This window comes from Paraburkholderia sp. J67 (genome assembly GCF_905220265.1).
In the GTDB taxonomy this organism is placed as follows: domain Bacteria; phylum Pseudomonadota; class Gammaproteobacteria; order Burkholderiales; family Burkholderiaceae; genus Paraburkholderia.
The window spans coordinates 26,202-52,598 of sequence record NZ_CAJMZK010000007.1; the positions used below are offsets into that span (position 1 = coordinate 26,202).

The 26,397-nt window shown below is 59.9% G+C and carries 20 protein-coding genes and 2 pseudogenes; 16 read left to right on the forward strand and 6 right to left on the reverse strand.

The genetic code is table 11. The annotated features are described in order from the left end of the window. The 3 genes from U5782_RS15430 to U5782_RS15440 all read left to right on the forward strand — a co-directional run bounded on the left by U5782_RS15430 (position 1) and on the right by U5782_RS15440 (position 3,627). Positions 1-852, forward strand: a complete 852-nt coding sequence (locus tag U5782_RS15430; RefSeq protein ID WP_322044714.1) for a fumarylacetoacetate hydrolase family protein — start codon at positions 1-3, stop codon at positions 850-852. 74 nt (positions 853-926) lie between these two features. Then, on the forward strand, positions 927-1,874 hold the full coding sequence (locus U5782_RS15435) for a VOC family protein (protein WP_322044715.1): 948 nt from the start codon (positions 927-929) through the stop codon (positions 1,872-1,874). A gap of 118 nt (positions 1,875-1,992) precedes the next feature. Next, positions 1,993-3,627, forward strand: a complete 1,635-nt coding sequence (locus U5782_RS15440) for a bifunctional 3-(3-hydroxy-phenyl)propionate/3-hydroxycinnamic acid hydroxylase (protein WP_322044716.1) — start codon at positions 1,993-1,995, stop codon at positions 3,625-3,627. A 27-nt stretch (positions 3,628-3,654) separates the two neighbouring features. On the opposite strand, the gene U5782_RS15445 is transcribed toward U5782_RS15440, so the two are convergent. Next, the gene (locus tag U5782_RS15445; RefSeq protein WP_322044717.1) at positions 3,655-4,806 is read right to left on the reverse strand and encodes an MFS transporter; all 1,152 of its coding nucleotides are present in this window, start codon (positions 4,804-4,806) and stop codon (positions 3,655-3,657) included. 313 nt (positions 4,807-5,119) lie between these two features. On the opposite strand from U5782_RS15445, the gene U5782_RS15450 reads away from it, so the two are divergent. Next, positions 5,120-6,346, forward strand: coding sequence for a CynX/NimT family MFS transporter (locus tag U5782_RS15450; protein ID WP_322044718.1), 1,227 nt, complete (start codon positions 5,120-5,122; stop codon positions 6,344-6,346). A 73-nt stretch (positions 6,347-6,419) separates the two neighbouring features. Here U5782_RS15450 and U5782_RS15455 read toward each other — a convergent pair whose 3' ends face one another. Beyond that, the gene (locus U5782_RS15455) at positions 6,420-6,791 is read right to left on the reverse strand and encodes a hypothetical protein (RefSeq protein ID WP_322044719.1); all 372 of its coding nucleotides are present in this window, start codon (positions 6,789-6,791) and stop codon (positions 6,420-6,422) included. A gap of 383 nt (positions 6,792-7,174) precedes the next feature. Here U5782_RS15455 and aldA point away from each other — a divergent pair, with 383 nt between their 5' ends. From aldA to U5782_RS15480, 5 genes are all read left to right on the forward strand, one after another. Continuing rightward, the gene (gene aldA / locus U5782_RS15460; RefSeq protein WP_322044720.1) at positions 7,175-8,599 is read left to right on the forward strand and encodes an aldehyde dehydrogenase; all 1,425 of its coding nucleotides are present in this window, start codon (positions 7,175-7,177) and stop codon (positions 8,597-8,599) included. 188 nt (positions 8,600-8,787) lie between these two features. Beyond that, entirely contained in the window at positions 8,788-10,092 is a 1,305-nt protein-coding gene (locus U5782_RS15465) for an MFS transporter (RefSeq protein WP_322044721.1), read from the forward strand. Between the two features lie 33 nt (positions 10,093-10,125). Next, positions 10,126-11,376 (forward strand): mandelate racemase/muconate lactonizing enzyme family protein, encoded by a 1,251-nt coding sequence (locus U5782_RS15470; RefSeq protein ID WP_322044722.1) that lies wholly within the window; start codon positions 10,126-10,128, stop codon positions 11,374-11,376. 5 nt (positions 11,377-11,381) lie between these two features. Continuing rightward, complete coding sequence (locus U5782_RS15475; protein WP_322044723.1) at positions 11,382-13,037, forward strand: GMC family oxidoreductase; 1,656 nt, start codon at positions 11,382-11,384, stop codon at positions 13,035-13,037. 17 nt (positions 13,038-13,054) lie between these two features. Then, the gene (locus U5782_RS15480) at positions 13,055-13,831 is read left to right on the forward strand and encodes an IclR family transcriptional regulator (protein ID WP_322044724.1); all 777 of its coding nucleotides are present in this window, start codon (positions 13,055-13,057) and stop codon (positions 13,829-13,831) included. A gap of 409 nt (positions 13,832-14,240) precedes the next feature. Here U5782_RS15480 and U5782_RS15485 read toward each other — a convergent pair. Beyond that, positions 14,241-14,414, reverse strand: a pseudogene (locus U5782_RS15485) (transposase); the annotation flags it as partial. A 335-nt stretch (positions 14,415-14,749) separates the two neighbouring features. On the opposite strand from U5782_RS15485, the gene U5782_RS15490 reads away from it, so the two are divergent. The 7 genes from U5782_RS15490 (at position 14,750) to U5782_RS15520 (ending at position 23,991) form a co-directional block, all read left to right on the forward strand. Next, positions 14,750-16,282, forward strand: coding sequence for a class I adenylate-forming enzyme family protein (locus tag U5782_RS15490; protein ID WP_322044725.1), 1,533 nt, complete (start codon positions 14,750-14,752; stop codon positions 16,280-16,282). Positions 16,283-16,305: 23 nt separating this feature from the next. Beyond that, positions 16,306-17,295, forward strand: a complete 990-nt coding sequence (locus U5782_RS15495) for a class I SAM-dependent methyltransferase (RefSeq protein WP_322044726.1) — start codon at positions 16,306-16,308, stop codon at positions 17,293-17,295. 140 nt (positions 17,296-17,435) lie between these two features. Next, the gene (locus tag U5782_RS15500) at positions 17,436-18,464 is read left to right on the forward strand and encodes an acyl-CoA dehydrogenase family protein (RefSeq protein WP_322044727.1); all 1,029 of its coding nucleotides are present in this window, start codon (positions 17,436-17,438) and stop codon (positions 18,462-18,464) included. Positions 18,465-18,543: 79 nt separating this feature from the next. Continuing rightward, entirely contained in the window at positions 18,544-20,109 is a 1,566-nt protein-coding gene (locus tag U5782_RS15505; protein ID WP_322044728.1) for a B12-binding domain/radical SAM domain-containing protein, read from the forward strand. Beyond that, positions 20,106-21,305 carry a trans-sulfuration enzyme family protein gene (locus U5782_RS15510; protein ID WP_322044729.1) on the forward strand — a complete coding sequence of 400 codons (1,200 nt, stop codon included), beginning with the start codon at positions 20,106-20,108 and terminating at the stop codon, positions 21,303-21,305. Before U5782_RS15505 ends, U5782_RS15510 begins: the two co-directional genes overlap by 4 nt. A gap of 26 nt (positions 21,306-21,331) precedes the next feature. Then, positions 21,332-22,786, forward strand: coding sequence for a hypothetical protein (locus U5782_RS15515; RefSeq protein WP_322044730.1), 1,455 nt, complete (start codon positions 21,332-21,334; stop codon positions 22,784-22,786). An 8-nt stretch (positions 22,787-22,794) separates the two neighbouring features. After that, positions 22,795-23,991: an MFS transporter gene (locus U5782_RS15520; protein WP_322044731.1), complete on the forward strand. Its 1,197-nt coding sequence runs from the start codon at positions 22,795-22,797 to the stop codon at positions 23,989-23,991. A gap of 15 nt (positions 23,992-24,006) precedes the next feature. Here U5782_RS15520 and U5782_RS41640 read toward each other — a convergent pair. From U5782_RS41640 to U5782_RS15530, 3 genes and pseudogenes are all read right to left on the reverse strand, one after another. Further along, positions 24,007-24,201, reverse strand: a pseudogene (locus U5782_RS41640) (IS6 family transposase); the annotation flags it as partial. Positions 24,202-24,518: 317 nt separating this feature from the next. Further along, positions 24,519-25,001 (reverse strand): YMGG-like glycine zipper-containing protein, encoded by a 483-nt coding sequence (locus tag U5782_RS15525; protein WP_322044732.1) that lies wholly within the window; start codon positions 24,999-25,001, stop codon positions 24,519-24,521. A gap of 132 nt (positions 25,002-25,133) precedes the next feature. Beyond that, entirely contained in the window at positions 25,134-26,111 is a 978-nt protein-coding gene (locus U5782_RS15530) for a transporter (RefSeq protein ID WP_415914331.1), read from the reverse strand. Positions 26,112-26,397: the final 286 nt, after the last annotated feature.

Here is a 26,397-nt window from a genome sequence, read left to right on the forward strand (position 1 = left end):
ATGCGACTGGTAAGTTTTGAGCGGAATGGCAAGGCGGCACTCGGTGTCCGCGAGGGCGAGCACATCACGATCATCGGCGACGAGACGCTGGAATCGGTCCTCGCGCGTGGCGTGAATCTGGTCGACTACGCGCGCCAGCATGCAAGCGACGAGCGCGTCGCCATCGCCGACGTCAAACTGCTGCCACCGCTTTCGCACCCGCCCAAGATCCTGTGCGTCGGCCTGAATTTTTCCGATCACACCGCCGAGAGCAAGTACGCGCAGCCCGATTACCCGACGCTGTTCTTGCGCGTGGCGACCAGCCTGATCGCCCACGATCAGCCGATGATCCGTCCGCGCGTGACGGACTCCGCTGGCCTCGACTACGAGGGTGAAATCGCCGTGGTGATCGGCAAGGGCGGCCGTCACATCACGAAGGAAGCGGCCCTCTCACACGTCGCGGGCTACTCGCTGTTCAACGACGGTTCGGTGCGCGAGTACCAGTTCAAGACGCCGCAGTGGACCGTGGGCAAGAACTTCGACGGCACGGGCGCATTCGGCCCCGACCTCGTCACCGCCGACGAACTGCCGCCGGGCGTGAAGGGCCTGCGCCTCGAAACGCGCCTCAATGGCGAGGTGGTGCAGTCGGCTAGCACCGACGAAATGGTGTTCGACGTCGCGAGCCTCATCGGCATCATCAGCGAAGCCATCACGCTCGAAGCGGGCGATGTGATCGTGTCGGGCACGCCTTCGGGCATCGGCTGGGCACGCGAGCCGAAGCTGCTGATGAAAGCCGGCGACGTGTGCGAGGTCACGGTCGAAAAGATCGGCACGCTGCGCAACGTGATCGCCGACGAAGCCGCGCCTCGCTGAATTTATCTTCGGCATCCTGAACAAGGCAACAGAGACAGCCCGCCACCCGAGCGGGCTGCCTGAAGGAGACAACCATGCCTGAAAACCACTCACCCGGTGCGCACAGCGCTCGCGCGAGCATCCATTCCATCGACCATTTCGCGCTGAACGTGCCTTCGCTCGACGAGGCCGAACGCTTCTACCGCAGCTTCGGGCTGCGCGTCGAGCGCGCGGGCGGCCCTGCGCCGGAACTCGCGCTTTATGCCGCGGACGGGCATCGTTGGGCGCGCATCCTGGCCTGCGATCACAAGTCGCTCGCGTATCTCGCCTTCAATTGCTACGCCGACGATCTCGAACCGCTACGCGCACAGGTCACCGCCACCGGCTGCACGGTGCTGCACGACCGTGGCAACGACGGCTTCTGGTTCCATGATCCGGACGGCAATCTGGTGCAGGTGAAGGTCGGCCCGAAGACCAGTCCGTCGGCCAAGACGCCCTCTCATCTCGACGGCAGCCCCGCCGACACGCGCGGTTCGCACACGCGCTCGCAGGCGCAGACGGTGCATCCGCGCCGCCTCTCGCACGTGCTGCTCTTTACGCCCGACGTGCTGCGCGCGCTGGACTTCTATCACACTGCACTGGGCCTGCGCCTCTCGGACAAGTCGCAGGACATCATCGCCTTCACGCATGCGCCGCATGGCAGCGATCATCATCTCGTGGCGTTCGCGAAGAGCGCCGCGCGCGGCTGGCATCACGCGGCATGGGACGTCGACAACGTCAACCTGGTGGGCGAAGGCGCCTCGCAGATGGCGGCGGCCGGCTATACGAAAGGCTGGGGCACGGGCCGTCATGTGCTCGGCTCCAACTACTTCCACTACGTCGAAGATCCGTGGGGCTCGTTCTGCGAGTATTCAGCGGATATCGACTTCGTTTCGGCCGGCTCGCAGTGGCCCGCTGGCGACTACGATCCCGCCGACTCGCTCTATCTCTGGGGACCGGCGGTTCCCGAGAACTTCATCCGCAATACCGAAGTGACCGCCTGACGGCACACCCCGGCAGCGCAATTTCATCAGACACAGATTCATGGCTGCCGGCCGCGCCGGTGGCCAGGGCATCACTCGCTCGTTTGAACTCGCTTAAGCTCGATTGAAGGTGGACAGCATGGCTTCCCAGAACATTCTCGATGTCGTCATTGTGGGTTACGGCCCCGTCGGACAAACGCTTTCCATTCTGCTCGGCCAGCGTGGCTATCAGGTCGCGGTCTACGACCGCTGGCCGTCGCTTTATCCCTTGCCGCGCGCGGTTTTTCACGATCACGAGATCCGCCGCATGTTTCATGCTATGGGAATCGGTCAGGATGTCGAATCGATTTCGCAGCCTTCTGCCACCTACCAATGGTTCAATGCCGACTGGAAAACACTGGTCGAAATCGACTGGTCGTCGGAGTCGATCAGCGACGGACCGGTCGGCTATCTGTTCAATCAGCCTTCGCTCGAGGCGCTGCTGGACAGCAAGGCGAAGTCGCTGCCGTCGGTCGCGGTCCATCAGGGCTGGGAGGCGATCGAACTGCATGAACGCGCCGACCACTGCGAACTCACGCTCGAACGCGTCACCATGCAGGACGGCAAGGTCACGCGCAGCGGCGAGACGCAGACCGTCAGGGCGAAATACGTGATCGGCGCGGACGGTGCGAATAGCTTCGTGCGCAAGTCGCTCGGCATCGCGTTCGAAGATCTGGGCTTCCAGGAGGACTGGCTCGTCATCGACCTGAAGCCGCACGACGGCGTGACGCTCGACGTGCCGGACATCGGCCAGTGGTGCAATCCGCAACGCCCCACCACGATGGTGCCCGGCGGCCCCGGCTACCGGCGCTGGGAATTCATGCGTCTGCCGCACGAGACGCGCGAAGCCATGCAGCAGCCCGAAAAGGTCTGGGAACTGCTCTCGCCGTGGGTCGGCCCCGATCAAGCGACGCTCGTGCGTTACGCGCTCTACACGTTCCGCTCGCTGATCGCCGATCAATGGCGCAAAGGCCGCGTGCTGATCGCCGGCGACGCCGCGCACCAGATGCCGCCGTTTATGGGCCAGGGCATGTGTTCGGGCTTGCGCGACGCATGGAACCTCGCGTGGCGCTTCGATCTCGTGCTGCGCGATATCGCGCCGGCCACGCTGCTGGACGGCTACACGCCCGAGCGCCGCCCTCAGGTGCGCGCCGTGATCGATGCGTCGATCGAGATGGGGCAAGTCGTTTGCACCTCCGATCCGGTAAAAGCCGCGGAGCGTGACGCCGCGTATCTTTCCGGCAATGTGCCGCCGCTGCCGCCCTTCCCTGGGCTCACCGACGGCCTGATCGTCCACGCGCAGAATAGCGCCGAAGGCGGCATCGCCGGGCGGTTGAGCGTGCACGGCCAGGTGCGAACAAACGGCAAGACCATGCGTTTCGACGATGCGGTGCCAGGCGGGTTTCAGGTCATTGGTCTCGATGTCGATCCGCGAGATTACCTTGACGATGCGTCGCGGGCCGCACTCGACCGGCTTGGCGCGTCGACAGTCGGCGTCACGCGCGATGCGGCGAAGATGGTGCCGAACCGCGTGCTTCACGACGTCAGCGGGAAGTATCGGCGTTTCTTCGATGAGCACGACGCGGCGATCGTGATCGTCCGTCCGGACTACTATGTATTTGGCGCGGCGAGCACGCTGGAGGAAGCAAACGGTTTGGTAGCGGCGCTGCTTGCGGGCCTCGGTCTGGATGTTATGGACAAAACTCGCGATACGTGCGCAAGCGTTGCGGCATAGAGACTGAAACGGGGGGCGAATGCGCCCTCACGCCACCAGCGCCCCCCGCCGATCCCGCACTACCGCCAGCGCGAGCGCGGCCAGCCCGCACCCGGCGATCAGCATGAGCAGCGCGCTCTTGCCGCCGTGCACCAGCACCCAGCCGCCGAGCATGGGAAAGCCGAACGCCCCCACGAAATAGGCGGCGACGAACCAAGTCAGCGCTGCGCGCCGGTGCTCGTCGATCGAATCATTGACGGCCTGCAGTTGCACGATCGGATACGCCAGCCCATAGCCCGTGCCAAGCAGTACCGCGGACAGCGCCTGAAAGCCCGGGTGCCACGGCACCGCAAACATGGCGGCGCTGCCGAGCACCATCATCGCCAGCAGCACCTGAGTCGCGATCTGCGGACGCAGCCTGACGACGAGACGCGACAGCAGCCAGCGCGTGGCCACAACCGTCACCGTGTAGAGGCTGAAGAACGTGCTCGCCTGCGCCTGTGTGCCATGCACGAGCGACATCTGGAACGTCATCAGACCCGAGAACACGCAGCCGCCCAGCGCGATGATGACGACCGGGTAGATCGCGCGCGTGCGCGCCACCGCGCCGATATTGCGCAGCCAGCGGTCCCGCTGCGGCTGCACGTGCGCGAGGCGGCCGAAGGCTTCGAGCAGAACGGCGGCAATCACGCATAGCGCGCCGATGCCATAAAACACGCCTTCGAGCGGCACGCGCCACCAGCGGATCGCGAAGGCGGCCAGCGCCGGACAGCCGCCGATGCCCGTCATCTGCACGGTCGCGAAGCGCAGGAACCAGAGACCGCGGTTGGCGTCGCTGGTGCGCTCGGCCAGCGCGATCGGCGCGGCGAGGCAGAAGGCCCCCCATCCGAGGCCAACGAGGAAGCCAGGCAGCGCATCGACGGCGCCAGGGCGCCCCGCGAACGCAAAACTCGCGACGCCCGCGCCCACCGACAACGCCGCCAGCGCAGCCATGCGAGCCGCGCCAATGTGCCGGACGGCCCAGCCCGTCAGCAGCACGCCCGTCAAGGTGCCCAGCGCCGCACCGGCTAGCGCCACGCCGGTCTGAAAATCCGTTCCGCCAAGTAGGCGCACGTGCATCGAAAAGAGAAACGTCGCGCCATAGCCCGCCGAAGCGAGCAGCACACCGATGAGCAGGAAGACGGCGTTGAATGGACGCACGGGGAACGGTCGGGTCGAGGACGAAAACCAGCAGCTTAGCAGGCGCTGCTGCACGCCTCCTCCAGGCTTACCCACGGCGCCATCATTTGTCACCAAATAGTTAATTTTCAGGATTTACGGATCGTTGATCCGGCGCGATGAAACACCTGGAATACGCGGTTTATTACTGCTTTTGCAATGCTCTATTGCGTCATTTCAGTCCCGCTCAAAGCCCCCACGTAAACCCCTATCGGTAACTACCTGGTTAATTCAATACACTGCGGGCTTCAGCACGAAAGACGGGGCAGAACGCCCCGGCAAAGCAATACCAACGATGGATACCCGCCTCCTCCACCCCAAGGCGCCCACAGCCGAAACCACGCGTTACACGGCCGGCAGCCTGATCGCGGTCGTCGGCATCCTGCTCGTCGCCGCCAACCTGCGTGCGGCGGTGGCCGCGCTCTCCCCCATCTACGATCTCATCTGCAAGAGCTATCTGGTCTCGCCGCAGGCCCAGGGCGTGCTCGGCTCGCTGCCGGCGCTGGCGTTTTCGGTGTTCGGGTGCTGTGCGCCCGCGATCAACCGGCGCGTGGGCCTCGAGCGCGGCATCGCCTTGTCGATGCTGCTGGTCTGCGTCGGCGATCTGGGGCGCGCGTGGCTCTCCAGTTCGGTCTGGAGCCTGGGCGCGTTTTCGCTGATGGCGCTCGGCGGGATGGGCATGGCCAATGTCCTGTTGCCCGCCACGATCAAGCGCTATCTGCCGAACCGTGTCGGCGCGATGACGGCAGCCTACTGCATCATGTCGGCGATCGGCGCGGCGGCGCCTTCGCTGCTTGCGGTGCCCGTGGCGCATCTGCTCGGCTGGCGTGTCTCGGTCGGCGCGTGGTCGCTGCTGGCCGTAGCCGCCGCACTGCCCTGGCTCGTGCTGCATCGGCCGCAGACTGCCGTGCAGAGCCAGCGCGATGGCGGTCTGACGCGGCTCGCGCTGCGCTGGCCGCAGACCTGGGCGCTCGTCGTCGTGTTCGCGGGTGGTGCGTGGGTCATGTATGCCCTGCTCGCGTGGCTGCCGACCCTGCTCGTGCAAACCGCCCACGTGCCGCCAGCCCACGCGGGCGCGATGCTCGCCTTGTATAGCCTCGTGGGCCTCGCGCACAATCTCGTGGTGCCGAACCTGCTTGCCACGACGAAGCGTCCCGAGCGCGTCGTGCTCTTCGCCGCGGCCTGCACCGTGACAGGCACGCTGGGCCTCGCGTATTGCCCGCAACTGGCGCTGCTCTGGGTGATTCCGGCTGGACTCGGCGCGATGGCCATTACTATCGGGCTTACGCTCATCAATCTGCGCAGCCGCACCGAAAGCGGCACCACGGCGCTAAGCGGCGTCATGCAGGCGACGGGCTATCTGATCGCCTGCGCGGGACCGTGGGTCACCGGCAAGCTGCTGGCAATCAGCGGCGGATGGCTCGTGCCTTGCTGGCTCATGGCCGGCACGGGCGTGCTGATCGGCGTGGCGGGCTTTGCGGCCACGCGACAGGGTTATCTGGAGGATCGGCAGGCGCGTTGAGTGTCACGCCGAGTCAATGCTGTCGCGCGTTTCGAGCGAGGCGGCGTGCCTGGCTCGAAACGCGTCAACGCCTTCAGTGCAGGGAAATCGATCCCGACTGAATACGGTTTGCGGCATGGCTCAGGAAACTGTGCCACGAGCCGCCGTGCGTGGACTGCATGACCAGGACAGCACATGCCGCCAGAACGACAATGGCGGCCATCACAGCGAGAGGCCACCTGCGCTGGCGCTGGACCGAGCGATTATCGGGTTCAGCCACGGGACGGATGTTGTCCGCCGCGACAGGTGCAGCGCTCATCCCACGCAGTTCGTCCATCAGTTCGCCCAACCGCCGCACCCTGATGTCCGCTGCACGCTTGTCGGCACACGCCTGGGTGGTTTGCGCCTCCAGACGGGCGATCGTCTGGTCGAGACGGGCGAGGTCTTCAGCGGCCTGGCGATGCATGGCTTCCAGGTCATGCGTGCTTCAGCGGGAACACGCGCTTGCCAGGGCACGGTCTGGGCGTTGCCCGGGCCATCGCCCGGCGGTAAAAACGTTGGCTGATTCATGATATTGCCCCAAGGCAGAAACGGTTCGGGGGCACACGCTACAGAAATCTCTTTTTTCCAACTGCCAGCGATTGTCAAAACTTGAGCGCGCACAAAGCGCCGGTCGGGCGGGAGGAACGGTGAAGTCACCCGCGTGACGCAAGACGTCATTGCATCTCATTTGCCATATACGGAAAAATCTCGCTCCCAAAGTCGTGTCGTTGACCCCGCAAAAAACTGCGCCGTATAGTCCTCCAGAAGCCGTGACCCGTCACGCGAACCCGAACGGAGAACTTCCACGTGCAGCACTACGAAAACTTCATCGATAACGACTTCATTGCGTCCGCCACGCAGGCGCGTATCGAGGTCTTCAATCCCGCAACCGGCCAGGTCATCGCCCACGTCGACACGGTCAGTCCCGAAGATGCCAGTCGTGCCACGCGTCAGGCCACGACGGCGCAGAAACGCTGGCGCCAGCTACCCGCGGTCGAGCGCGCGAAAGTCCTGCAACGGCTCGCCGATGCCCTCGTCGAACGCGCCGACAAGATCGGCGCCGCGCTCGCGCTCGAGTCGGGCAAGAGTCCCGCACATGCCCGTGCGGAGGTGATGTACGCCGCCGAAGTCACCCGCTATCACGCCGAATGGGCGCGCCGCATTACCGGCGAGATCATCCCCAGCGACAATGCCAACGAAAACCTCCTGCTCTATCGCGAGCCCATCGGCGTCGTCGTCTGCCTGATCCCGTTCAACTCGCCGGTCTATACGCTGATGCGCAAGCTCGCACCCGCGCTCATTACGGGCAACACGGTCATCGTGCGGCCCAGCAGTTACACGCCGTGTTCAGCGCTGGAGATCGCCCAGGCCGTCATGCAGGCGAACGTTCCGGCCGGTGTCATCAACATCATGGCGATGAACCATCTCGTGGCCGAGCAGATCTGCACCGATTCTTCGGTGGGCATGATCACGCTGACGGGCAGTGTCGGCGCGGGCCGCAAGGTGCTGGAGTATTCGCAGGTCAATATCGCCAAGGTGTCGCTCGAGCTTGGCGGCAAGACGCCAGCGATCATCGAGCCGGACGCCCATCTCGAACAGGCGGCCGCCGACATCGTTCGCTCCGCCACCGCGAACTGCGGGCAACTCTGCACGTCGGTCGAACGCGTCTACGTGCACGAGGAGGTCGCGTCGAAATTCATCGGGCTGCTACGCAACCGCATGCGAGAGCGCCAATGGGGCGACCGCAGCAAGCATCACGACTGGATGGGTCCGCTGATTCACGACAACGCACGCCTGCATATTCACCAGATGGTCGAACGCGCCATCGACGATGGCGCCGTCCTCGAATGCGGCGGCGCGATCCCGCAAGGCAAGGGATTTTTCTATCCGCCGACCCTGCTCACCGGCTGCCGGCAGGAGATGGAGATCATTCAGGAGGAGGTGTTCGGGCCGGTGCTCGGCGTCGTGACTTATCAGACGCTCGACGAGGCGCTGGAGATGGCGAACGATCACCCGTTCGGACTGGCGTCGATGATCTACAGCGAGAACTATCGCACGATCATGCGCGTCGCCAACGAAATCGAGGCGGGCGAATGCTACGTGAACCGTATTCCTGACGATCCGTATCAGGGTCATCACGCCGGCTGGAAACGCTCCGGCATCGGCGGCGACGATGGCCAGCACGGCATGCTCGCCTTCACGCAAACGCGACTCGTCGTCGCCTCCTGGTAGCACACAACAGAACATGCATTTCAGGGGTTGAAGGCCGCATAGGCGCACCACAGGTCTTCGTGGTTCCGCCTGCCGTCATGCCGGGATCAGTCCGCGATAACAATATTAAGGATTACACATCAACTAAAGAATGCCCGGCGTGTAATTGAAAGAATGCGCCGGATATCGAGCAAAAGACTGGAGACATCATGACCGTAAGCATCGAATCCCCGAAGCCCGATCTAACCGGGCATTCCACTGCGGCGTTCCCGCTATTTCGCTACGTCCAGCTCGGCCTGCTGACCCTGGCGGCTGGCGCACTCTACCCCTTGCTCTACCTGCGCCAGAATTTCGAAGTGACGCTGCTACAGGCGTTCCACATAACTGCGGACCAGCTCGGCGAGCTTTACTCTCTGCTGGGAATGGTCTACGTGGTGACCTACATTCCGAGCGGCTGGCTGGCCGACCGCGTGAGCTCGCGGTGGCTCGTGGTCTTTTCGTTGTGCGTGGTGGGTGGGCTCGGGCTGTGGTTCGCCACGTTCCCGGAACCCGCCATGCTGAAATGGATTTTTCTCGGCTGGGGCGTGGCCGGTGGCCTGACGTTCTGGTCGGCGATCCTGCGTGCGGTCAAACTGCTCGGCACAGACCGCGAGCAAGGGCGCTTCTTCGGCATTCTCGACGGTGGCCGGGGGCTGACGGAAGCGGTGCTCGCGTCGATCGCCATCGCGATCTTTGCGCACTATGCGAACGCCGCGGCGCAGGTCTCGCTGCGGCCGGTGATCCACCTGTACGCATGGACGTGTCTTGGGATCGCGGTGCTTTCGGCGCTGGTCCTGCCGAATGACCGCAAGCGTGCGCCGGGATCGGGAGACATCGGCCACGCCGCTTCACCGGGGCTGCGCGACTTCATCACGCTGATCCGCATTCCGGAAATCTGGCTCATCAGCCTGATCGTGCTGGCCGGCTACCAGTTGCTGTGGGCAACGTTCTCGTTCTCCAGCTACATCCAGGAACACTTCTCCGCCTCGGCGGTGCTTGCGGGGGAGCTCACGGTGATCAAGCTGTGGATGCGCCCGATTGGCGCGATCGGCGGCGGGTTTCTCGGCGACCGTTTCTCCAACGTGAAAGTGCTGGGTTTCGGCATGCTCGCCGCGGCGATTGCGTGGATGCTGTTCGTCCTCGTGCCCGGCTCGGTGCCCATGTGGCTGCTCGCCCTCTGCATCGTCCTGCTGGGTCTCATGACGTACTCGGTGCACGGCCTGTACTGGGCCATCATCGACCGCTGCCATGTTCCGCCACGCATGACGGGCCTCGCAATCGGAATCATCTCGATGATCGGCCTCTCGCCCGACGTCTTCCTGCCGATGATCAGCTCGGCCATTTCGCACCGGTTTCCAGGCGTCCTCGGTACGCAGCTCTACTTCGTCTATATCGGCGCCTGCTGTCTGGTGGGCAGCGGCCTCGTCTACGTCTTCAGCCGGCGTACGGCGTACTACCGCTTTCCAGGCCGATAACCTCATTCACATCCCTTTCCAGAAGAACGACCCATGAAAATCACCTCGCTTGAAACCTATGTTGTTGCTGTTCCGCCGCCCTATATCGGCGGGCGTTACTGGATCTTCGTGAAGCTGAAGACGGCATGCGGCATCGAAGGCGTCGGCGAAGTCTATGCGGCGAGTTTCCATCCTCGCGTGATGGAAGCGGCCATCGGCGACGTGTACCAGCGCTACCTCGAGAATCACGACCCGCACCACGTCGAGCGCTTCTTCCGCGAAGCCTATTCAAGCGGCTTCACGCAACGACCGGACCTCAGCATGATGGGTGTCGTGAGCGGTCTGGAAATGGCGTGCTGGGACATCATCGGCAAGGCCGCGAACCGGCCCGTCTACGACCTGATCGGCGGCAAGGTCAACGAGCGTCTGCGCTCCTATACCTACCTCTATCCCCGGACGGCCGACGGCGAATACAGTCACGATTACGAGGATGTCGAGCTGTCGGTCCAATGCGCCGTGGAGTACGTGAAGCAGGGCTTCACGGCGATCAAGTTCGATCCGGCCGGGCCTTATACCGCCTACTGCGGCCATCAACTCAGTCTCGATCTGCTGGAATTGTCGGCCACCTTCTGCCGCCGTCTGCGCGAGGCAGTGGGCACGCAATGCGACCTGATCTTCGGCACGCACGGGCAGATGACGCCGTCCGCCGCCGTGCGGCTCGCACGCTATATCGAGCCCTACGATCCGCTGTGGTTCGAGGAGCCGGTGCCGCCGGGCCAGTCCGAGGCAATGGCCCGTGTTGCACAAAAGACCTGCATTCCCGTCGCCACCGGCGAACGCCTGACGACCAAATACGAATTCTTCGACATCCTACGCAATAGCGCGGCCTCGATCCTGCAAATGAACCTGGGGCGCGTGGGCGGCATTCTCGAAGCCAAAAAGATCGCCAGTCTCGCGGAGGTTCATTACGCGCAGATCGCCCCGCATCTCTACAACGGCCCGATTGGCGCGGCGGCCAGTATCCAGCTTGGTGTGGCGTCGCCGAACTTCCTGATCCAGGAAAGCATCATGCGCTGGGAGGGTTTTCATGCGCAGATCCTGAAACAGCCGATCCGCTGGGAAGACGGCTACATCATCCCGCCGACCGAACCGGGTCTGGGGGTGGAACTGGACATGGAGGTCGTGAAGGCCCACATGCCCTATTCCAGCGAGCGCCTGCATCTGACGGTTTCGACCCAGCCGTTCGACGTCAAGACGGGGCCTTCCGAGAGCTGGAAGGCGCGTTACGCCGTCGACAAGGACTAGCGGCAATGGATACCACGACCTTCGACTACATCATCGTCGGCGCGGGATCGGCAGGATGTATCCTCGCCGACCGGCTAAGCGAGTGCGGGCGATTTCGCGTTCTGCTGCTGGAAGCGGGCGAGCGGGACCGCTCGATGTGGTTCCGTATGCCGCTGGGTTTCGCAAAGCTTTTCTACCATCCGAAGTACAACTGGCGTTACCACACCACCGAGCAGACGGAACTGGCAGGACAGCGCGTCTATACGCCCCGCGGCAAGGTGCTCGGCGGCTCCGGCGCGATCAACGCCATGATCTACGTGCGCGGGCAGCCCAGCGATTTCGACGACTGGGCCCGGCAGAGCAATCCCGGCTGGTCGTGGCAAGACGTACTGCCGTGGTTCCGCAAGCTGGAGTCGCATTATCTCGGCGATACGCCATGGCACGGCGCAAGCGGCAAGATCCACATCACGCGCGACGCTGTGCATCCGATCTGCGAGCACTTCTTCCAGGCCGGCGAGGAACTGGGATTCCCGCGCAACGACGATTTCAACGGCGCGCGGCTTGAAGGCGTTGGCGTCTACGACATCAATACACACCACGGCAAACGCGACTCATCGGCTGTGGCCTATCTGCATCCGGCCATGAAACGCGCGAACCTGGTCGTCGAAACCGGTGCACGGGTCGAGCGCGTGCTATTCCATGCCAGCAAGGAGGCAAGCGGAGTAAGCGTGGTCCTGCGCGGGCACCGGTGCGAATTCCGCGCGCGGCGCGAAGTGATCCTCTCGGCTGGCGCCATCGACACGCCGAAGCTGCTGCAATGCTCCGGTGTCGGCGACACGGCCCTGCTCCAGCGCCACCAGATTCCGGTTGTCCATCACGCGCCAGCGGTGGGCCGCCACTTGCAGGACCACCTGTGCGCCTCGTTCTATTACCGCGCGAATCGTCCAACGGCCAACGACGAAATCAGGACGTGGCCGCAGCAGGCCGGCGCCATGCTCGACTGGCTGTTGCGTCGCCGTGGCATGCTGGCCACGACCGTGAAGGCCGGCGGGTTCCTGCGTACCGATGCGGCCCAGCCGCGTCCGAACGTACAGATCTACTTCAATCCGCTCTCCTACGTACTGCCGGAATCGGGCGGCATGCCGAAGATCGAACCGTATTCCGGGTACACGATCTTCTACTCGCCCTGTCGCCCAAGCAGCCGCGGCACCGTGCAGATCACCAGCGCCGACCCGCGCGTCACGCCACGCATCGACCCGAACTACCTGTCCACGGAACACGACCGCAACGAGGCCGTCGCGGGCGCGCGGCTGGTGCGACGTCTTTCCGCTACGGTAGGACTGTCCACCGTCACCGATGCGCAAATCAGGCCAGCGGCAGCGTCCAGTGATGACGACATGCTGCGGTTCTTTCGCGAAGAGGCGGGGTCGATCTATCACCTGTGCGGCTCATGCGCGATGGGCGACGACCCGGCAAGCTCGGTCGTGGACAGCGCGTTGCGGGTTCATGGCACGGCCAGGCTGAGAATCGTAGATGCATCCGTGTTTCCCAACATCACATCGGGCAACATCAACGCGCCCACGATGATGCTAGCGGAGAAAGCGTCAGAAGCGATCCTGCAATCCGTGGATCTCCCCGATAATCAGGATAACAAATCAATTAAAGTAACTTCGATATCGTGAACTGAAGATCGACGCCGATGAACCTGCTCGACTGCCCTTTGTCCGGGAAATCCAAAGCGCCTGCCGTGGATGGCGCATTCGACATCATGCAGACGCTCGTGCAGTCGACCTTGCCCCTCTCATTGTCCGAGATAGCCGTACGCGTGAACATGCCGGTGACGAGCTGCCACAGGATCATCAACGCGTTGCTGCGCCGAGGGCTGCTCGTGCAGGATCTACAGCGCAGGAAGTCGTATTGCCTGGGGGCGGCCCTGTTTCAAATGGCCTCAGCGGCGTACTTCCAGCAGCCGATCGTGCCACTTTTCCACTCGATAGCCGACGTACTAAAAAATGAACTGCACCAGGCGGTCAACCTCAACGTCCTCGCGGGTTCGCATACGCTGGTGGTCGCGCATGTCCCGTGGCCGTTCGCGCCGAGCCACGGCGTCTATGTCGGATTGTCGAATGCCCTGCATCGCACGGCGGCCGGCAAGGCGATGATGAGCATGCATCCCCCGGCCATCCAGACGCGGTACTGGGAAACCCATATCGAGCACCACGGGCCCACCGCTGAACACCCGCTCTACCCGCTGGAGACGTGGCGGCAGGAACTCGCCGAGATCCGTCGGGTGGGCTATGCGCTGTCGCAAACGGAAACGCTTGCCGGCGTCTTCACGCTCGCGGCTCCCGTGCTGAACCGGCATGGCGAGCCGCTCGCGGCTCTCGCGGTCTGTTTCGATACCCAGCGAGACATCCGCTCGATTGCCACGCCGCTGATCCAGGCGACATGGCAGTTGTCGGCACGACTTGGGTAGGCGGTGGCAACGTCCTGGCGATCCGAGAAGGAAAACCAACCGTTGCAACGAACAGGCAGCACAAACAGGAAGCGCTGACCCAATCGGCGCACCGAGTAGCGCGTTTCTGCATGCCCATCAAAACCATTGCCGAACACTCGATTATCCGCAACAACGAACTTCTGCCGTGGGCCATCGCACCACCCTGCCAGCAGAGGCAGAAACCGGCCCATACGCTAAAGCCGTCACCCTGAAAAATGAATCGGAAAACCGATCGCAGTGCACCACCGGCTCTCCGACGTACGATCTGTTCATACGCGATCACATCTCGCCCGACATGATGGGCACTCGCGTGCTCAACGCGATACACGCGAGCGTCGGTACGCAGATGCCGGTGCTTTATGTGACGACATCCGGTGATGACGAAATCGTCCAGCTCCGGCCGCCGTACGACATCCGGCTTATCGAACTTCGCCCGCAAGGCGGCCAAGCTATGCGTCGTAATGCCCAAACGCCGGGCCACATCTGCCACCGAATAGTCGCGCGTGGTTAGTTGCCTGACCACTTCAATATTGAATTCATCCGTATACCACTTTCCGCTCATACGGCTCCTCGACTGCCGTAAATTATGGCTCGAAGATGCCCGGGAAAGGCTGGCCGCTACAACTTAAGCGGGAGACTGTATCTCGATATCCAGATCACTGGTCGAAGAAACATGCGCGAGGCATAACATCGGCATGAGACGTTGTTTCGCACTGAAACGCATAGTACGATGTGGTCAGTCAATTCCGTGCAATGTCTTACATCTTGTCAGTACACGAATTCTCGCGTGGTGAACGTCGGCGCGTATCCGACACACGTCTCCATCGCTTTACACGATAGGGGCAATCTCGATACTTCGCCGAGTCGGATTGCAAATACAAAATAGGACTGCTACGTATGCATTTCCTTGACAATTTGGCAATACACGTCATCTCTCACCCGGAGAAGATCGCGCTTCGCGTTGATGAAGATCAGATTTCTTACGGCGACCTATCGCGTCTGGCGACGCGGGTGCGTCGAGCACTACGCGAGGCTGGGATTACAGCCGGTGATCGCGTAGCGTTCTACGCGCGCCCTGACATACCCGTTTTGGCAGCAATCGTGGGCGTACTGCAGGAATGCTGCGTGATGGTTACTGTCCATCACTCGTTCAGCCTGGACAAGCTGCGAGTCCAGATCGAGGATTCTGGCGCGAGATACGTCATCACAGATCAGGTATCGGGTGCAAATAGCGTGCTTGGCCGCACCAATATTGCAGGAATCCTCGATCTCAACACCGTGAAAGCCTGGCTATCGGAGGAAGGATTCTCGAACGAATCGTCGCACGCACCCATTGACGCCGACTTTGACGGGAACAGCATCGGAGCAATCTTCTTCACAACAGGATCAGTTAGCAAACCGAAAGGTGCTGTTGTAACGCACAGGAACATGATTGCCGCGTTTCGTGCAGTGAGCGCCTATCTCGGAATCTGCGAAAACGACGTTGTGCTAAATTTCTCCACCTTCGCCACAGACTTCGGATTTTACAGTGTGCTAATTCCCATCCTTCTTGGTGGGACGGCTGTTATTTCTACAAGATCTGGCTCAAATCCGCGGGAGATTCCCTCGATGATCGAGCGGTGCAACGTCACGGCGATCCATATCTTCCCTCCCACCCTCGTCGATCTGCTATCTGTTCCAGATCTCAACACATTTCCTACCACCGGAATCAGGTACATGCTGAGTAGTGGCCAGCAGCTCCCCGTGCGAGACATTGCGCGGCTCCGTGCTATCTGGCCTGAAGTGAAGGTATTTTCCAGCTATGGCATGACCGAGTGCAAACGCGTGACCTATCTGCCGCCGGAGCAGATTGATATCCGGCCGGCCTCCGTCGGGAAAGCAATTCCCGGCGTTCGCACTTATCTGATCGACGACGATGAGAACCTGATTCGAAACGCCGGAATGACCGGTGAGCTTGCCGTTTCCGGCGAGTTAGTCATGGCCGGTTACTGGAATATGCCAGAAGAGAATGAGCGGCGTTTTCGCTTTGACGTCTTTGGAGAATCCCGTGTTTTTCTGACAGGTGATCTCTTCAGGATGGACGAAGAGGGATACCTCTATTACGTCGCAAGAAAAGATGACGTTTTCTCCCGCAACATGTTCAAGGTCAATCCAAGGGAAGTCGAGGAGCATCTCCGGCTCCTGCCGGACATCGTCGACGTCGCCGTCGTGCCCGTTCCCGACGCAAGGCAAGGCGTGGTACCTCGGGCCTGTGTGGTTTTGAATCCGGGGTCGTCACTCACAGCAGACGGTGTCATTGAACATTGCGTCGCCGGGCTCGACTGGCAAATGATACCCGCACAAGTTGTGTTTATGGCTGCATTGCCACGTACCGAGTCCGGAAAAATCGCAACACGTTGTCTTTCTGCTGATATTCCACTGATGCAGTAACTTCAAGACATAGAGGATGCTTCATGAGTCATCCAGATTCAGATAACCGCGAATACCTGCGTGAGTCGTCCATGGCCGCGCTTGCTTCTGAATTCCATGCACTGGCGACGGGGCAAACTCAGGTCCCACGTCAGAAGGTGACGTCGCGCATTCGGGACAGGCTCGTTGTCTCGGGTCTCGCCAATTACCATGATCACATGATCGAATCCTGCGGACCGCTATTCTCTCATTTCCTTGCGAGCGTCCCGAATATCCTGGAGGAAATGTGCAGGGTCGGCATCGCACTCTCACAGCTCTCGAAAAAGCGCGCTCTGTCCACTGGTCGGTCATGCACGTTCTTTGAAGTCGATGCTTTCGATGGCACGAATGGCCGCACGCTGGCGGCTATCTCCGGTGGCCATATCATGACAGTGACGTGTTCGCCCAATCCTGCCAACGAGACCGCCTTCCACCGGTATGCCGATCCGAAGGCATCACAATTCGTCTCGGGCTCGTTCCTTTCCGTCGATCGCAATGTGCTGAGCGACCTGGGTGCCACAGTCTTCCACAATGGTTTCGACTATATCTACGAAACTGCCGCGTTCCAGTTTTATGGCGTCGAGCGAGACCGGCAGATCGATCATGTCATGCCACTGTTACGCCCGGACGGACTTTTCTTCTTTCTGGAGAAATGCCTGAACGACGACATTCAGGAATATCAGCGCCGCGAGGACGTTAAGGATTGCTTTCACAAAACAGATTACTTTTCGAAAGAGGAAATCGCCTGGAAGAAAACACAGATGCTCACCAGGATGAAGCAGGGAGAGGTCACACTGACTGATCTGATTCGACACATCCGCGTGCGATTTAGATATGTGTACGTGCTCTGGAACGGGACGAATTTTTACGAACTCGTCGCCTCCAACAGCGCGGAAACCATGCGAGAGTTTCTTGACTTGCTTGGCCCGCTCGTTGTCGAAGACAGGTTTTGCATGGAGAGCGGGTTGCCATTTTCCGCTGGCGAGTCATGCTGACCGGGATGGCTCGCCACTCGCATCGGCTCCTGCTCGGGGCGGCTGTCGATGACGTCCTGGAGAGAGTGCACCTACTCAGTAACAGGTGGTGTGCCAGATCGGCGGCGGCCGAACGTGCCTGCCAGATCCCCTCAGCGTCGATGGATGAACTGTTCGACGCCGGTCTGCTACGTCTTGTCACCGCGAAGCGCTTCGGGGGTTATGGCCTCCCGTGGCCGGTGCTTCCGGAGGCCGCACGGATTGCCGCTCGGGCGTGTGCGTCAACAGCATGGATGATTGCGCTTGTCGGTGGCCATGGCGTGCTGGCCGGTCGCTTTCCGGTTGCCGCCCGACAGCAACTGTTCTGTCCGCGTGAGAGACAGCTCTTCGCCACCGCGACGAAATCAACCAACGGTACGCTGGTACGCGTCGGCCCAGAATTCGTTCTGGATGGTACCTGGCAACTTTGTTCTGGTGTTGAGTACGCCAGTTGGATCCTGGTGACGGGCAATCACTTCCGTCCAGGGCATGAAGAGCCAGAAAGATTGATGGTTGCCGTTCGCCCCCAGAAAGCTGCGATCAGCGGGAACTGGCAGCCGGCCGGAATGGGCGCGACAGGATCCAGGGACATCGCTTTTTCCAGGCTGAAGGTACCAGAGGAATTCGTAATTTCCCAACGCATGTGCCTGCAACGCAATGCCGTTACGGCGGAGACGTATGTCGACCGTGTCGATTACTTACCGTATGCCGTCAGCGCGATTGTTGGCCCCATCATGGGTTGCGCAGAAGGCGCTGTTGCAACCTGCCTTGAGTTGCTCTCCGCCAGGCGAACCCATCCAGGCCTTGCAGGCACCGATGTCGTTGCCGCAACAGTTGGAGAAAGCCTGGCCGAATTGTCGGCGGCGAGATCCCTCTACGAGAATGTGCTCATGAGCCTGCATACGGCTGGATGCGAAGATAGAGATCTGAACGCATCTGAGCAGGCGGCACTACGGCTCGATCGGTCATTTCTTGCCAGGCTTTGCCTGAAAGCCGTGGCGCGAATTATGGGCTGTACCGGAGCGGCCATCATTTCCCATGACCACCCGGTTCAACGTCATTGGCGCAACCTTCAGGTCATGGCGTCTCATATCGACGTTGGTTGGCACAGGGCAATAACGGATTCCGGTACGTCAGCACTCAAATATTAGACATGTTGAACGAGAATCCTCGACGCGAGCAAAATTTATTTAGCAATCCATTTTATTTTTCAAAATGTCATTGAGAACCGTGGCAGTATCCGCACCCGACTGGATAGCAGGCAGGAAGAATTCGGCGGCCCTCAACAGTTCGGACCCGGCGAGCCTGTTTAATGCGTGCCGACACGCGAGCATGCTGGCTCGGGATGGAGTTGGCGAATGGGGGAAGAGCAACTGGGCGGTACCACGTCCCCAACTGAGGGAAAAATTCTTGTTGATGTATTCCCTCGATGACATAGGAAAATTCGTAGAACTGCTCGAACGTGAGAGACCGAACCTCCTGTTGCTGGGGGCAATGACGCTCAGCTTTCCCGGAGCGCTGGAGTGTGCCCGGATAGCGAGAGAGAAGTTTGGTGATGAAATCTTCATTGTGCTTGGGGGGCGCCATGCTTCCGAAACAATCTGGCTCGATGATCCCTCACAGCGCTTCGAATCGCGGGTGGTACACCATCTCGCGTCGCCAGTCGCGCTGATGAAGCGCGGTCTCGTGCCCTGTGTATTCGACCTCGTGGTTTCTGGCGACGGCGAACTCGTGATTTCCACCATAGGAGAATTGTTGGTCCACGTGCTGCCTGGCGAGGCTATGGCAGCGATACTGAGTGGGCTTCGCACCCAGGCGATTCCAGGAGACTGGATAGCGGTCGCCTGTCGCAACGGTGAGCAAACGGTAGTAAGCCGGGGAATTCCACTCAACTACAACGAGCTGCCATCGATCGCGTCCATCTATGGCGTTTCCGCTGCCTTCGATGTTTTCGAAGGCAGGATGACGGCGCATGTATTCAGCGATACCGGACAGGGATGCGTTTATGACTGTACATTTTGCAGCGAACGACGCTCAACAACCGGAGGTCTGCGGGATATCAGCCGAGCCCCTGAAAGACTCTATCGTCAGATGTCGGACGCCGTAAAGGTGATTCAGGATGAGTGGCCCGGCCGCGGCGCAAGCGCATTTGTCGAGGATTCGATACTTCTCGGTGGCTCTCCGAAGCAGATTGAACAATTCTGCGAGCTGCTGGAGAACGATCCCGTTGATATCGACTTCGGCGTGCAATTCACCATCGATCAGATACTCCGGCGGCAGCCACTCATCGAGCGCCTTTCCCGGGTTGGCATGCGCTATGTCTTCATTGGTCTCGAAACCGCGGATCCGACAGAAATCGGCGGTATGAGCAAGGATATCGGGAGTGCGCTGGCGCCGTGGCAACAACGTTTCCGAAGTGCGCTGACATTTCTCGCCGCAAATGGTATCAAGTGCGGCTGTGCGATCCTTTTCGGACTCGGTGAAAGCCATTCAAGTCGAATTTCACTACTCGATGGGATTCTCGATACCAGAATAATGCTGGGAGGACCTGTTACCGTGAGCGCGAACTGGGCGGTGTGCCATCCCCTGCGCGCGATCAATCCGAAGATCGAATACGAGTACATTGATTGGGGAACGCCCGACGGCCCCTACCTGGAACTGTTTCATAACTTTGGAGAGGCATCGCTGCGCTACCCCCTGCCCGACGTTCGGAAACCAACACTAGATGAACTCGCCGACGTAGTGAACAGATTGCGGAAATTTCATTCGCTTGCCGAACTAGCGGAGCAATCATGAGCGACAAAAGCCGATCTGGAGCAACGCTGCTCGCCCAGGCTGGAATCTTTCCGGTTGGTTCGGTCATGGTGCCCGTCACGCCAGCAGTCAACGCAACAACCGTAATCTCGCGGAGATTCGGAGATGACGCTGGTATCGACGAAGGGGCTCTGACCGCGAACAATGATAGCGTGCTCGACGGATTCAATTACGGAAGTCTGCGTACGCCAACCAGCAATAACCTCGTGCGCGCTCTGTGTAGCCTCGAAGGCGCCGCATTTGCGTCGCTGACTCCTTCAGGTCAGAGCGCGATTACAGTCACACTGCTATCCTTGCTCAGGCCGGGCGACCATCTGCTTGCAGTCGACACAGCCACATATTCGACACGCTGGTTTCTTGAGCGGCGTTTGTCGGAGCTGGGCGTGGAAGTGGAATATTATCCACCTGATACCAGCGATATCTCTGCCTATTTCAGACCACGTACGCGCGTTGTTTTCCTGGAATCGCCCGGAGCGTTTACCTTCGAGGTTCAAGATGTTCCTTCAATAGCGCGCGCCTGCCGGCGGGCGGGCATCGTGAGCGTACTGGACAACACCTGGGCAGCACTGACTTTCTTCCGTCCGCTTAGATCCGAAATCGATGTGTCTGTTGTATCACTGTCAAAGAATGCGGGCGGACCAGTTGGAGTTTCGCTCGGCGCGGTTTTCACCAACGACACAGCGCTCTATCGGAAGATCGCCAACGAGATCGCGCTGCATGGCTTGGCGGTATCTGCAGACGCATGCTCGGCGACGCTGACTTCTCTGACGACGATGGACCTCCGTCTAGAGCGCCAGCAGCAGACCACATCGATCCTGCTGGAAAAGCTCGGATCTCATTCGCTGGTGAGAACAGTGTTTCATCCTTCGCGTCAAATGCATCCAGGCCACTCGCTATGGAAGCGTGACTTCTCTGGAAGTAACAGTCTGATTTCTGTCTCGCTGTCTGACGTCACAAAGCCAAAGATTCAAGGATTTCTGGACGCCCTGGAAGTTTTCAGGATTGGATACGGGTGGGGAGGCACGATCAGTCTGGTATCCATATTCATGGCTAACGAGCACCGAAGTGTATCGCGTTGCGACACAGATGGGCTGTGCCTGAGAATCTACATCGGTACAGAATCCTGTGCGGATCTCACAACCGATATTGAACGTGCGCTTGAGCAACTGGCTCCTTAGACGAAATGCCCGATTCAGAGACATCCATGAAAAAAGTAAGCGAAGGTATGGGAGTAGTCGCCAGCAGGCGACTCGATGTGGTCGTCACCCGGATACAGCTAATGGATCGGCCTGCCAGGATGAAAATCAGTCTGTCCGTTGGGCTGCAGAATTTTTTTTCCGATATTACCTGGCATTCAATCGACAGTTGGAGCGAAGTCATATCACCATTGGGGAAGAGCCGGTTTCGCGAGTTGATCGGGGCAATTGTTGCATGGGATGCCATGCGATTTATGGCACTGGGCGGTGAATGTCTGACTATCGCTGACTGTGAAATTTTATCGGTGAGCGATAGCGTCAGGGATATCTGGCGACATTGCTTCATGCGCCAGTTCGCTGAGTGGCGATACCGGAACCATGTTGTTTATCCTGATCCTCTCGGTCCGAATTTGCTTGGCGCAAGGTTTTATTCAAATGAATCCGACTTCGAAAGTCCTCAAGAATACTCGCATAACGCTCCGGAACCACGCTGCCTGCTAACAAACGGTGGTGGCAAGGATACGCTGGCGAGTATGATGATACTATCCGGCCTTCACATGGATTTCGATCTGTACGAGGGCTATATGCCGCTAGGTGGAAATGCCGAGTTGCAGGCGGATCTGCTCGGGCAACTCTCTACACCGGACGACGGCGCGCAACGCAAAAGGTGTCGTGTTACAGTCAGCGACAATTTCTTCGATTGTCCGGATAGTCAGTTTATAAACAACGGGGTGATATGTCAGCACTACAAGGGGGACTTCATGGTGGGACATACCGCCAACTATGTTGGATACTTCCCGCTTATCATTGCTCACCGATATAATCGGATTCTTTTTAACATCGAAAAATCAGCAGATTCACCACAGGTGCACTGGAACGGTGAGCCGATCAATCATCAGTGGTGCAAGAGCGATGAATATCGACGAGTAAGCACAGATCTGTTTCGTAGATTAACCTCACTTGATTATTTTCTTGGTTTTGATAGCCCGCTGTCTGGACTGTATGATCTCGCCATCTATCGGATCATCGCACATCGCCCCGACCTTCTTCTACGCACTCACTCGTGCAATTACAAAAAGCCGTGGTGTCGTCGGTGTACGAAATGCCTGTTCTGCTATCTGATGATGTCAGCACTCTTTGGTGAAGATCATGCAATGTCGGTAGTCGGTGCATCGGCATCGCTTTTTCCAGACAGCACGCTCAGATCCACGTGGCTTGAGTTGTTGTCAGATGACAAGATTGCATGGGAATGCGTTCCCGGGCCCGAGGAGTGCCAGCTCGCAGCGTCCTTATGCTTGCGTGCTGGCATCAGATATCCCATTCTGGAGCAGTATGCACTGGCGGATGAAGACGTGGAGCGTGCCTGGCGCCGCTACGGTGAATTCGATGAAACTGTGACGCCTGGCTTCGCGAAGGAAGCCATACGCAGCATGCTGGCTGATATATCGATCGGTGTCTTCTGAGTCAAGAGATGAACGCAAAAAATTCCCTGCTCTTCATTTCACTGCTACTCACACGTCTCGCGGACCAGATTCTGCTTTTTATCGTCCCATTGATCGTATTCAGGATGTCTGGAAGTGTCGCCTGGTCGGGCGTGTCATTCTTTGTGGAGTCCCTGCCGCGATATGCGGCATTTCCAGTGTGCGGGGTCCTTTGTGACCGGATCCCGCCGGTCCGACTGATACATGTGAGCCAGATTCTTCGCGCCTTGCTGTGTATTGCAGGGGCCGGTGGATTCTTGTTGTTCGGCGGGATCGGATGGGTAATCGGCATGTCTGCCGGAGCAGGCATATTGACGACACAGGGATTTATGGCACGTGAGGCTATGCTCCCTCAATATTTTCACCAGGATGAGTATCGAAAGATACTTTCCTATACCCAGATCGCTGACCAGCTTGGCACGGTGATTGGCCCCCTTGCTGCGGGTGCCCTGCTGATTGTCTGGAGCTGGCAAATCATAGTCGCCGCCGCGGCGGCAATATTCGTGCTTTCCGACATCATGTTTTCGCAGTGGAGGAAGCGGTGTGGAGATAAAGAAGTTCTCGCTAATCGTGCCGACGGCGTATTCAAACCCTATCTCGTGGCGACCCAGCACATCGTCAGGATTCCAGGCCTTCTTGAATTGATCGTTCTGGCGTCAGGCGTAAATCTCGTCGTTGGCGTCACGCTTGCGACCTCGGCTGCGATGTTCTCCGGCGTCTATGCACAATCTACGTCGGCCTATGCGTGGCTTCAGATGGGCGGCGCGGTTGCGACCGTTGTGGTACTCACGTTTGTCGCCCACGTGCGGCTGCGTGCGTGGGTATCGGGATTTGTTTCTTATTTCCTGATCGTACTCGGCGGTCTGCTGATGGCGTGGATAACGCATCCATTAATCTATGTCGCTGGGTTCGTACTGGTTACCGGCTTCGACAAGATGTTTAGCGTCTTCATCCGGAGTACCCGGCAGCGTCTGATACCCCCGAAGGATTTCGGAAAAACGGTAGGCCTGATCGCGTTGCTCAACAACATAACTCAACCGCTTGCTGGCCTGTTCGTTGGCTTGTTTGCCGGCAGATTGGGGGCGGCGATGATTATTTTTATTCTAACGTGCTGCATGGCGGGAATCGGAGTCTGTCTCGCTGCGCTTCAACTTAAACGACCGGCGTGGATCGCCAATGCTGAGTGAAGTGCGAGCCCGGCTTACCTTCTCACGCTCCCGGGTCGGCTGGTGCGAATTTTCTGCCCGAATGCTCAATCCCTTTTGCTGCCGATCCTCAACGTTCAGCCCGAGTTTGTTGTTCGCCGCCGCATCGCTTCGCAGCTCGTCAGTCACGATCACACTGTTGCGTCGGCTCCGCACTAGAACTTCGAGAACTGCGACGTGCTGATCGACAGCAAGCAGCGGCAGACGGACGCCCGCTAGTCTCAGATCAGGAAGCAGGCTTCGGTACGCTTTGAGAACGAGTAGTCGGTCGCGACAGCCACTGTTGGTTTGGCCTGGGCCGCGGGCGAATCGCGTTTATTGGTGGCTCAATGGCGCACTACAGGATTGCGCAATGCGCCCGCCGGGCGGGCGCATTGCTTTGCGACGGTTTTGGCAAGGCAAGCCGCCCGTACGGCTGCGTGTCCGACGTTCGCGTCAAGCGTGTGGGCCTCGCGGGAAACCCGGCCAAGACGATCCAGTCGCTGCCGCGAGCGCGAAACGTCGCCCCCTCAGCGCACCGAGTACCCACGCCCCTGCATGCAAGCGGCCCACGCCTGGTTATAGGTCGCCAGTGCCTGCTGCTGCGACGCCTGTATCTGCGCGTTCTCGTTGGCCGCGGCACGCCGCTGCTGCCGGTGCGCCACGCCGCCAGCCATCGTGCCAGCCGCCGCGCCCACGGCAGCGCCGTGACCGGCGTCGCCGCCAATCGCGCCGGCCGCCGCTCCCATAGCGGCCCCTGCGGCCGCTCCTCGGACCCGCTGTCCGTTCTGCGCCTGGACCTGAGGCGGCGGTGAGGCGGCCACTGCAGGATCGATTCCGGTGTGCTGTTTGGCCCACGAATAGCATGCGCCCTCATCGGCCTGCTGATGCTGCGGTGTTTGTCCCTTCTCCGGATACACCACCGGCTGCTGGGCAAATACCGGCGACGCTGCCCAGGGCGCCACGGCAACTACCGTCACCACAAGGCCGCCGACTATGCGATTCACTCTCATGGCAATCTCCATGTTCGGTATGAGGAGTTTGATTCGAGCACACCCGTTGATCGCCTGCGCTGGAATCGTTCCAGGTTTTGATGCGGCAATTCCAGACGTATCCGCACGTGCGAATTCATGCGGTCGAAAACTCTAGAATGCGAGCGTAGCCGTCGCCTGTATGCTCGTGGTGCTCTTGAGGCGATTGGTGCTGGCGATGGTCGGCACCCAGCGAAGGCTCGCCGAAAACGGATGCTTGCCGTTGATTTTCGTGTCGTAGGTCACGATGGGACCGAGGGAGAAATCTCGCCCGACAAATCCGTCGAGCTTGTCCGCAGTCGGCCCGGTATCTTTGCCGAGTTGCTGCACAGTACCCATCACCAGCCCCACACCCACACCGTTCGCAAACTTCTTTAAGCCCATCACGTCGAGTGTCAGCAAGGGCGCGTTCTGATAATCGGTCGCGTTATTACGGGTATAAAACTGCAAACCCAGCACGGCGTCGAACTCCAGGCCGTACTTGGGCACGATTTTCGTGTAGGCGACCTGCGGCACGAACGTCCAGTTATTCAGACTGGCGTTCGCGAGATCATGGGAGTTGTATTGCCCCGTGGGCGCCCAGAAGTTGAAGCTGAGCGCAATATGGTCGGTCTGACTGAAGTGATAACCGGCGACGATCGGCGTGAAGTACAGGTCGAACAGATTCGAGACCCGATCGGATGTCGACCTGGACGCCGGCCCCACCGAAAACGTGCCGGTGACCTCTTCCCACACATACGGCACGGTGATGGCCGATGCAAAGTCCCATCCGCCAATACCGCCCCACACGTGTTCGATCGTGGCAAGCGTGAGAGCGAGTTGGCCCTCCAGACCCAGCGATGTCTTGCCCGCGACCGGCACGCCACGGCTCGCGCTGATGGTGCCATCGATATAAATCTGCTGGAGGCTCACGATCGTCATCGGTTCGGGCGGCACGATGCCGATTCCCGACAGCACGCTCATACCCGCAACGGGCCGCCCGAGTGCGCCTTCAGTGGCCTCGGCCCCCATCGGCCCGCATACGGCTGCGGCGGCCAGGCTGCTAAAGGTGAAAAGCTTGAGCTTCTTTTGAACCCTCTTCAAACGCGTCATTTTAATAACGTCCTTATCGCAGCCAGACATCGGGGTATCATCCGCACTTGCCTTGATGCAGGGCAAGTATATGGGACAATTTAGCGAATGAAACGTTAAATTTTATGAGCTGAGTTGCATGCAACATTCATTCGGCATGGCGGCCGAATGAATTGCCGATGATCAGGGATTTTTTAATGATCGACTCCCGCACCTATGCCATCGGCAAGATCACAAACAGCGCACCCATTGAGGAAAGTGAATTAAATGCTGCGTGAAGTAAATATTGTCACGCCACGCGCAGGCC